At 71.1% G+C, this 9,137-nt stretch carries 10 protein-coding genes; 4 read left to right on the top strand and 6 right to left on the bottom strand.

All coding sequences use genetic code 11. The features are described 5' to 3' along the window. Nucleotides 1-74: 74 nt before the first annotated feature. Nucleotides 75-1,277, top strand: a complete 1,203-nt coding sequence (gene exoP, locus D7V97_RS34990) for a spore coat polysaccharide biosynthesis glycosyltransferase ExoP (protein ID WP_120614967.1) — start codon at nucleotides 75-77, stop codon at nucleotides 1,275-1,277. A 70-nt stretch (nucleotides 1,278-1,347) separates the two neighbouring features. Here the strand turns inward: exoP and D7V97_RS34985 are convergent, their stop codons facing one another. The 6 genes from D7V97_RS34985 to thiS all read right to left on the bottom strand — a co-directional run bounded on the left by D7V97_RS34985 (nucleotide 1,348) and on the right by thiS (nucleotide 6,323). Further along, nucleotides 1,348-2,532 (bottom strand): DUF4350 domain-containing protein, encoded by a 1,185-nt coding sequence (locus tag D7V97_RS34985; RefSeq protein WP_120614966.1) that lies wholly within the window; start codon nucleotides 2,530-2,532, stop codon nucleotides 1,348-1,350. A gap of 190 nt (nucleotides 2,533-2,722) precedes the next feature. After that, entirely contained in the window at nucleotides 2,723-3,610 is an 888-nt protein-coding gene (locus D7V97_RS34980) for a DUF4129 domain-containing protein (protein ID WP_120614965.1), read from the bottom strand. A 12-nt stretch (nucleotides 3,611-3,622) separates the two neighbouring features. Further along, nucleotides 3,623-4,666, bottom strand: a complete 1,044-nt coding sequence (locus D7V97_RS34975) for a hypothetical protein (protein WP_120614964.1) — start codon at nucleotides 4,664-4,666, stop codon at nucleotides 3,623-3,625. A gap of 21 nt (nucleotides 4,667-4,687) precedes the next feature. Further along, a complete protein-coding gene (locus D7V97_RS34970; protein WP_120614963.1) occupies nucleotides 4,688-5,308 on the bottom strand; it encodes a thiamine phosphate synthase in 621 nt (206 codons plus the stop codon). Next, on the bottom strand, nucleotides 5,308-6,093 hold the full coding sequence (locus tag D7V97_RS34965) for a thiazole synthase (RefSeq protein ID WP_120614962.1): 786 nt from the start codon (nucleotides 6,091-6,093) through the stop codon (nucleotides 5,308-5,310). The genes D7V97_RS34970 and D7V97_RS34965 overlap by 1 nt, the downstream gene beginning before the upstream one ends. Before the next feature lie 26 nt (nucleotides 6,094-6,119). Continuing rightward, a complete protein-coding gene (thiS, locus tag D7V97_RS34960; protein WP_120614961.1) occupies nucleotides 6,120-6,323 on the bottom strand; it encodes a sulfur carrier protein ThiS in 204 nt (67 codons plus the stop codon). A 341-nt stretch (nucleotides 6,324-6,664) separates the two neighbouring features. Here thiS and D7V97_RS34955 point away from each other — a divergent pair, with 341 nt between their 5' ends. The 3 genes from D7V97_RS34955 to D7V97_RS34945 form a co-directional block, all read left to right on the top strand. After that, the gene (locus D7V97_RS34955; RefSeq protein WP_233583417.1) at nucleotides 6,665-7,288 is read left to right on the top strand and encodes a hypothetical protein; all 624 of its coding nucleotides are present in this window, start codon (nucleotides 6,665-6,667) and stop codon (nucleotides 7,286-7,288) included. 189 nt (nucleotides 7,289-7,477) lie between these two features. Then, complete coding sequence (locus D7V97_RS34950) at nucleotides 7,478-8,611, top strand: serine/threonine-protein kinase (protein WP_120614959.1); 1,134 nt, start codon at nucleotides 7,478-7,480, stop codon at nucleotides 8,609-8,611. Nucleotides 8,612-8,663: 52 nt separating this feature from the next. Then, on the top strand, nucleotides 8,664-9,137 hold a 474-nt coding region (locus tag D7V97_RS34945; RefSeq protein WP_199729039.1), incomplete at its 3' end, for a membrane dipeptidase.

Here is a 9,137-nt window from a genome sequence, read left to right as displayed (position 1 = left end):
GTGGGTGGTGGGGCTTCCGGCAACGGGAGCGCTTCATGGTTTCGCAAACAAGGTTCTGGGTTCAGGAGAAGACGATGCGTCGCAGTGAAGAGGTGGATCTGTCGAAGCGGGCCCTGCGTGGGCGTGACCTGGTGGTGTTCTCCAACGACTGGGATGGGGACCCGCTGTCGAAGGTGCACATCATGCGGATCCTGTCGCGGGACAACCGCGTGCTCTGGGTGAACAGCATTGGCAACCGGGCGCCCAAGGCGAACGCGCACGACGCGCAGCGGATCATCAAGAAGCTGAAGACGTTCAGCGAGGGCATCCGCGAGGTGGAGCCCAACCTGCACGTGCTCGCGCCGCTGGCCATTCCGTTCTACGGCTCGGAGCTGGCGCGCCAGGCGAACCGCCACCTGCTGCGGCTCCAGGTGCTGCGGGCGATGAAGCAGCTCAAGTTCGAGCGGCCCATCTCCTGGAGCTTCCTGCCCGCGTCCGCGCCGGTGTCCGGCACGCTGGGCGAGGACTTCGTCGTCTACCACTGCGTGGACGAGTTCTCCGCGTTCAGCGACACGAACGGCAAGCACATCGCGCAGCTGGAGGAGCGCCTGCTGCGCCGCGCGGACATGTGCATCACGTCCGCGGAGCGCCTGTACGAGAACAAGAAGAAGCAGAACAAGCGCACGGTGCTGGTGCGCCACGGCACGGACTTCACGCACTTCGTGAAGGCGTGCGACGCGCAGACGAAGGTCCCGGAGGACATCGCGAAGCTGCCCAAGCCCATCATCGGCTTCTTCGGCCTGGTGGCGGACTGGATCGACCAGGATGCGATTGTCGCGGTCGCGAAGGCGCACCCGGAGGGCTCGGTGGTCATCGTGGGCAAGACGACGCCGGACTGCGACGACTCCAAGCTGCGCGCGCAGCCCAACATCCACATGCTGGGCCGCAAGCCGTACGCGGACCTGCCGGGCTACAACAAGGCGTTCGACGTGGCGCTCAACCCGTTCGTCATCAACGAGCTGACGCTCAACTCCAACCCGCTGAAGGTGCGTGAGTACCTGGCGTCCGGCCTGCCGGTGGTGTCGTCCGACCTGCCGGAGGTGCGCAAGGTGGGGCTGTGCCGCATCGCCACCACGCCCGAGGACTACGTGAAGCAGGTGAACGCGGCGCTGGCGGACCACCCCGGTCCCAACCGTGAGCGCGCGGAGAAGATCTTCCACGAGAGCTGGGAGGCGCGCGTCACGGAGATCCGTCAGCACGTGGGCGAGGCGATGCTCGCCGCGGGCAAGAAGCTGTAGGTCCGGTCTGGTACCGGGCGACAAGAGGGCGCGGGTCCGGGGCGTGAAGGCTCCGGGCACCGCGCCTTCGTCATTCCGGGGCTTCGCCCGCGCGGCCCGTCACCCGGCGCTCCAGGTGGGCGTAGCGGCGGGCGAGGCGGGTGTAGTCCGCGGGGCGGACAGGCGCGCGGTCGCGGGTGCGCACCAGATCCTCCTTCGCGTCCAGGTAGTCGCGAGCGGGCACGCCGCAGGTCTCCTCCAGGAGCCGCGCGGCGTCCGCGTCCGGCAGGGAGGGCGCGATGCCCAGCCGCTCCTGCATCAGGCGGCGCAGGGCGCTGTCCAGCTCCGGCAGCAGCTCCGCCTCCACCTTCGCGCGGCGCATGAGCCAGCCCAGTGAACGCACGTACTCGCGCGATGAGCGATGCCGCTCCACGCGAAGGGGGCGGGGCGCACCGAAGCGCGTGCCGCGCGAGACGACGTACACGAGGCCCACCGCGAGCCCCTGCGCGATGAACACCCAGAGGCCCTGGGATAGGGGAGGGCGGGTGATGGCGGCGTGGTGGAACTCGTCGAAGCGAAGCGGGCCCCGGGCGGCGAGCGCGTCCCAGAAGCGCAGGTTGTCGAGCAGCTCCAGACGGCGGTTCTCCGCGAGGTCCGGGCCCGCGACCACGTAGACCTCACCCTTGCCCAGGCCCCAGCGCCACACCACGCCCGTGCCGGAGAGTCCCGCGAGGGGCACGGCGGTCTCGTGCTCCATTCGCAGGCTGCGGTCGCGCGACACGCGCAGCGATGACAGTCCGCGCAGCAGGCCCGAGGGCAGCCACACGTCCACGGTGACGCCGGCGGGGTCTACCCACTCGGAGGTGAGACCCTCGTGATTCGTGCCGAGCAGCGCGCCCGGCACCAGCCCGAGCCATTCCTCCAGCCCCGGCTGGTGCTTTCCGAGCGTGTGCGGTGACAGGTACACGAGCGTGCCGCCACCCTGGACGAAGCGCTCCAGTGAAGCGACCTCTTCCTTCGTCACTGGCTGGGCCTGGGGTGCGGCGATGATCAGTGTGCGGATGCCGGTGGGAAGCGACTCCAGGGACGTCTCCTGTGTACTGACGTCCCGGCCGCCCTCGCGCAGGTACACGAAGAGGCCCTTGAGCCCCAGGGGGCCAGGGTTCGTGACGGAAGGCACGGGGGAGTCCGGCGCGGCTTCACGCGAGGCGAGCCCCACGGCGAGCGCCACCGCGATCAGCAGGCCCAACACCACCGCGACGCGAGCGTTCCTCACGGACGGGCCTCCACGCGCATGTCGCGTGGTTGCCCCGTGGCGGCGGCAACGAGCGCGGATGGCGAACCCAGAGCAACCGCGATGCGCATGCTCTTCACGGTCGGGCCTCCGCGAGCGTTGAGCGGTCGCCACCAGGAAGCGGCAGCGTGTGTGGACTGCGAGCCCAGCGCAGCCGCGAAGCGCATCCTCGTCACGGCCGGGCCTCCGCCAGCGAACCGTGCAGCCGCTCCACGGACTCCACGAAGCGCGCGGCCTCATCGTGGGGCACGGGCTCCAGCGAATAGAAGGCCTGGTCGTACCAGCCCACCAGGCGCTCCACTTCCCCCGTCACCCGCGCAGGTGCTCCTCGCGTGGGCAGCTCCGCGGCCAGCTCGCGGTTCGTCTTCACGCGGTCCGGCCTCGCGAGCTTGCGCTGTTCCAGCGTGGACAGCAGGCCCAGCAGGCCCTCCCGGATGGCTTCGCGCGCGTCTTCCGTCTCCAGCGCGGTGCGGGCCCGGCCCAGGTGCTCACCGGGCGTGTCCAGCTCCAGGGGCTCCGCAGCGCCTTCCAACCCCTGCGCGGCGACAACCTTCCGGTTCCTGCGCCAGCGCACGCGCAGCACTCCAAACAGCACCACCGCCAGCGCCACGCCCAGCATCACGGCTCGCGTGGCGACCGCGAAGCCCTGCGCGCCCTTGGATTCGAAGAGGCCTTCCAGCCAGTTCTCCAACTCGCGCAGCAGGCGCGTGATCACATCGCTGTTGCGCTGTCGGGCCCTCGCGAACTCCGGCCGGTCGAGGATGGCGCGCAGCCGCTCCGGCTCACTCGTGACCTCAGGCCCACCGGCCTGCGCTCGCTCCGCGTCCAGTGCGCACACCGCTTCCAGGTACACCGTGAGCTGGTGGGCCCGCTCCGGGGCCGTCTGACCGGAGGTCCCCGGTGGAAGCGGCACGCCCTCCAGTCGCTCCACCAGCCGGTTCACCTCCGCGTTGAGTTCCTGCGGCCGGACGCGCGCCGTCTCCTCGAGCCGATGCGCGAGGTCCTCCCGGTCGGCGCAGGGCAGGGCGGACAGCAGGAAGAGGAGGGGCAGGGCGGGCACGGAGCCTGGGCGTCAGACGGATTGTGTCGTCGGTTCCGCGGTCGCGAGCCGGCGCTCCAGGTCCAGGCCTTCCCGGCGCACGCGCATGTCCACGTAGAAGAACGCCGACACCACGAAGCTCAGCGGCGTGAAGAAGGACTGCCCCACCACCTGCAACAACTCCGCGGGCACCAGCAGCGCCTGCGGAATGGCCGCCTGCGCCGCCGGATCCAACAGGTTGCCGCCATAGGTCAGCCGCACGATCCACGCCGGCAGCCCCGACACCAGGCTCACCGCGACGAGGATTCCGCCCACCACCGTGGACAGCACCATGGCCCGCACCGTCCCCCGCCCCATGAAGCCCGGCTCGACGCGGCCCGACAGCAGCGCTCCGGAGCGCTTGAAGGCCGTCCACGCGCCCACGTCCTCCATCGCCAGCACCGGCGGCAACAGCATGAAGCGCAGGAAGTACCAGAGCACCGCCGCCAGCGCCCCCAACATCAACAGGATGGCGCCGATGATGATCAGCGCCACGCTCAGCGCCGTGTTGCCGCCGGAGCCCTTGCCCGTGACGGCCGCCACCACGCCCAGCCCCATGACGATGGAGCCCGGCAGGCACAGCAGGAGGGTCACGCCCAGGGACCACGCCATGGACAGCAGATACGTCACCGTCAGCGTGCCCAGGCGGGACACCGCGCGGCGCAGCCCCTCCGAGGGACGCACCGGCTCGCCCAGGTGCGCGGGCACCACGAACCGCGCCGCCGCCGTGGTGGCCACCCAGAAGTTCCAGACGAGGAACAGCCACAGCACGCCCATCAACCCCAACGTGATGCCCGACTGGGTCAGCGTCTCCGACGGATCCGCTCCCGCGCGCGGCCCCTGCAGCCCCGGCATCACGCCCACCCATCGCGTCATCGCGAAGGTGACGGCCTTGACCGCGATGTAGTTGATCAGGTCGAACCCTAGGCACAGCACGAACAGGGGCTTCAGGTGCGCGCGCCAGAACGTCGCGGCGCGGTCGATGAGCTCCCCGATGGCCAGCGGGCGCAGTTCAGCGGAGGTCGCGGAGGGATTCACGGCCGCGCAGCATAGCGCGCCTCAGCCGCGCGGGGCCTCGCATGCGTCCAGCAACGCGAGGGCCGCCTCACGCGGATCGTCCGCCTCCAGCACCGCGGAGATGACCGCGACGCCCCGGACCCCGGGCATCCCTCGCGCACGCTCGGGCGTCAGCCCTCCCAAGGCCAGCGCAGGACAGGGCAGCCGGGCCGCGAGCGCCTGGAATCCCTCCGGCCCCAGCGTGGCGCGCGTGTCCCCTGGCTTGGATCCGGGCGCGAACACCGGGCTCACCAGCGCCAGGTCCGCCCCCGTCGCGCCTTCAGCCTCGAGCGCGTCGTGCACCGCCACGCTGACGAGCCGACCGGGCGGCAGGTGGGGACGCACGTCGAGGGCAGAGGGACCCGCGGCGGGCAGGTGCAGGTGCGCACCCACGAGCAACGCGACATCCAGCCGCCCGTTGACGAACAGCGCATGCCCCCGGGCCCGGCACACGTCCGCCACGAGCCGGGCCTCCTCCAGGAACAGGCGGCCAGAAGCCTCCGGGTGGCGGTGCTGCACGGCGACGTCCGGCCCCGCCTCCAGCGCCCGGGCGAGCGCGGCCAGGAGCCGCGTCCGGGGCATGCGCCAGTCGGTGATGACGACGAGGCGGGGCAGGGACGGCACTACTCGACGAGCCCTTCGATGGGGCTGGACGCGGAGCCGTACGCCTTGCGCGGGATGCGTCCGGCCAGGTACGCGTCGCGACCGGCCTCCACCGCCTTCTTCATCGCCACGGCCATGCGCACCGGATCGCGCGCGCCCGCGATGGCGGTGTTCATGAGCAGCGCGTCCACGCCCAGCTCCATCGCGATGGCCGCGTCGGACGCGGTGCCCACGCCCGCGTCCACGATGACGGGCACCTTCACCACCTCACGGATGAGGCGCAGGTTGTGCGGGTTGCGGATGCCCAGCCCGCTGCCGATGGGCGCCGCCAGCGGCATCACCGCCGCGCAGCCCGCGTCCTCCAGCTTGCGCGCGGTGATGGGGTCGTCGCTGGTGTACGGCAGCACGACGAAGCCCTCCTTCACCAGGATGCGCGCCGCCTTCAGCGTCTCCTCGACGTCCGGGTAGAGCGTCTTCTCGTCACCCAGGACCTCCAGCTTCACCCACTTGCTCATGCCGAGCTCCTCGGCGAGCCGGCAGGTGCGCACCGCGTCGTCCGCCGTGTAGCAGAGCGCCGTGTTGGGCAGCAGCCGCAGCTTGTTGCGGTCGATCCAGTTCATCAGCGACGCCTCGCCCGTGGCCTTCAGGTCCAGGCGCCGCACCGCCACCGTGACGAGCTCCGCGCCGGAGGCGTCGTGACACTGCTTCATCACCTCATGGCTGGGGTACTTCCCCGTGCCGACGATGAGCCGCGAGGTGAACGTCACCCCCGCCAGCGTGAAAGGCTTGTCCGCGATGCCGCTCATGACCGTGTCCTCTCCTGGGCCTGCACTCACCCGCCACCCACGAAGGTGACGATCTCCACCCGGTCCCCGTCCAGCAGCCGGTGCTCGGGGTGACGCGCGCGGCGCACCACCTCCGCGTTCACCTCCACCGCCACCCCGGGACCGCTGCTCAACGCCAGCAGCGTCAGCAGGGACGAAAGGGTGCTGCCCTCCGGCAGCGTTCGCGCTTCTCCGTTGACCCACACCGTCACGGCGTCACGACTCCTCTCAGCCCGCTCCAGGCCCCCCATGGGACCCGCCGCTGCCAGTACAAGGGCGATTCTGCCCTGTCAACGCACGGCCTCCTTCACATCAACGCCCCTGTCTGGCGCCCGCGGACGGATTTTTCCCGCGAGGGTGCGTTTCTTCCGGGCTCCAAGCAGGCAGGCGGCCGGGGCCTCCCGCCTCCGCAAGCGACCCCTGTGCCTTGCGATCGTCTCCGACAACCCCTGTGCAGGTACGGGGGGAGCGACCAGTTTCTGCCCAACGCCGGGGAACAAATCCTCCGGCCTCCAGAACACATCACACAGGGGGCAGTCACATGCGGAAGCTCATGATTGCGGTCACGGCGGTGGCGGGGCTGACGATGGTCGCGGGCTGCAAGAAGGACGATGTCCAGGAGCAGCGCGAGGACGTCGCCGAGGCCCGTCAGGAAGCCGCGCAGGAAACCGCGGAAGCGCGTCAGGAAGAGGGCAAGGAGCTGGCCGCGGCGCAGCAGGACGCCAACAAGGAGATCGGCTCCGCGCAGCGCGAGGCGAACGAGGACGTCGCCGAGGCGCGCCAGGACGCCAACGAGAAGATCGCCGGGGCCAACCAGGAGGTCCGTGAGGAGGAGAAGGACCTCGCCGAGGCCCAGGCCAACCGCAACGAGGACCTGAACAAGGACCTGGCCCAGGGCGGCTCGGGCATGGCCGGCGCGACGGCCGCGGCCACGACCATCAATGGTCGCGTGCTGTCCAAGTCGGGTGACACGCTGACGGTGGTGGACACCAGCAACCGCGAGCTGAAGATCAAGACGAACGACAAGACGGCGGTCATGGACAACGGCAGCCGCGCGGTGAAGCTGGACGACATCAAGGAAGGCTCGCAGGTGCGCGCCTCGTACGTGATGGACGGCAAGGACATGGTCGCCCGCGACGTGACGCTGGTGGCGCCCGTGAAGAAGCTGGACCAGTAACGCGAAGGCATGAACAGGCTTGAAGGCGACGGCTCCCGCTTCATCGCGGGGGCCGTTTCCTTTTTAGTCGGGGAAACATCCGGTGGGGTCGGATGGGGATGTCTGACCCGGGTGGTAGGACGCGGGCGTGAGGTCTTCCTCATGCCTTCCCACCCCCGGGAAGCGCCTTGCGAAGGAGCGTCATCCACGATGGCCACCCATCCCCCCGCGCAGTCCCTGTCCCGGCCGTTCATCCTCTTCTCCACCGGGGCCACGTCCTATGAGCTGGTGCGCTACCTGGGGTCGCGCGCCGGTGGGGAGCTGCTGCTCGCCCGCCGGCACTACGCGCGCACGCCGGGCGGCCTGGTGCTCATCAAGCGCCTGCGCGACGTCGGGGACGACGTGGGGCGGGCAAGGCTGCGCGAAGAGGTGAAGCTGCTCATGCGGCTGAGCCACCCGGCCATCGCGCCGGTGTACCTGGTGCGGGTGCACGATGGCGCGCCCCACCTCGTCATGGAGTACGTGGACGGCCCCTGCCTGGAGACGCTGTCCAGCTTCGCGGCGCTGCGGCGGCGGCCCTTCTCGGAGGCGTTCGCCGCGTACGTGGGCGCGGAGGTGGCGGATGCGCTCCACCATGCCCACGCGCTGGAGGACTCCCGGGGCATGCCCGTGGGCGTCGTGCACCGCGACGTCAGCCCCCGCTCCGTGCGCGTGGACGTGCACGGGCGCGTGCGGCTGGCGGACTTCGCGCTCGCGTGGTCGCGGCTGCCGGGGCGCGTGGTGACGGAGCCGGGGCTCGTGCGCGGGGACGTGGCCTATGCCTCGCCGGAGGCCCTGGAGGGACAGCCGCTGGATGGCCGGGCGGACCTGTTCTCCCTGGGGATGGTGCTCCTGGAGCTGCTCACCGGTCTGCACCTGCTGGACCTGGAGGACGTGGAGCGCGCCGCGCAGCAGGCCCAGCCCGTGCCCGGCGCGCGGGGGCTGTGCGCGGAGACCCCCAGCTGGCTTCCCGCGCCGCTGATGGCCGCGCGCATGGCGTGCCTCGCGCCGTCGCACGTGGAGCACGCGACGCGGGGGCTGTCGGAGGGGATGCGGGAGGTGCTCCAGCGGGTGTTGCAGCGCGACCGCGACGCCCGCTTCCAGACGGGGGCGGAGCTGCGGGACGCGCTCCGGGCCCTGCTGGGCGCGGCGGGCCGGCCCTATGGTCCACCCGAAGCGCTGCGCGAGGTGGCGGAGGTGCGCACGGATGCCCTCGTGGGCGCGGCGGGGGAAGCGGAGGCGGGCCTTCCGCTGGAGGATGACGTCTGGCCGGAGGACGACGACGGCGGCGCGGACTGGACCTGAAGCGCGTCACGGGTGCTTGTCATCGCGGGAGGCGGTGGCGAAGACTGCTGGCATGGGTGACGTGAAGGAGCTGCATCGGCGCTGGTGCATCGCGGACAGCCACGCGGATTCGCTGATGTGGAACCGCGACCTGGGCGAACGGTCGACGGAGGGGCACGTGGACTTCCCCCGCCTGCGCGAGGCGGGGGTGAAGCTGCAGTGCTTCACGCTGGTCACCCGGGGCTTCCCCTTCATTGGCGGCTTCCCGCTGTTCGCCGCGTGGCGCAAGTGGCCCCGCGAGGCGCGCGGCGGCGAGTGGGCACGGGCGCTCTGGCAGATTGAGCGACTGGACGCGTTCTGCGCCCGGTCCGGGGACACGGTGCGCGTCGCCACCACCGGGGCGGGGTTGGAGGACAACCTCGCCCACGGGCGGCTGTCGGCGGTGCTGGGGGTGGAGGGTGGCCACGCCATCGAGGGGCGCGTGGAGCGGCTGGCGGAGCTGCACCGGCGCGGGGTGCGCTTCATGGGCCTCACGCACCTGTCCAAC

The organism is Corallococcus sp. CA053C, assembly GCF_003611675.1.
In the GTDB taxonomy this organism is placed as follows: Bacteria; Myxococcota; Myxococcia; order Myxococcales; family Myxococcaceae; genus Corallococcus.
Note: the sequence above shows the minus strand (reverse complement) of the source record. Positions and strands in the feature narration are given on the sequence as shown.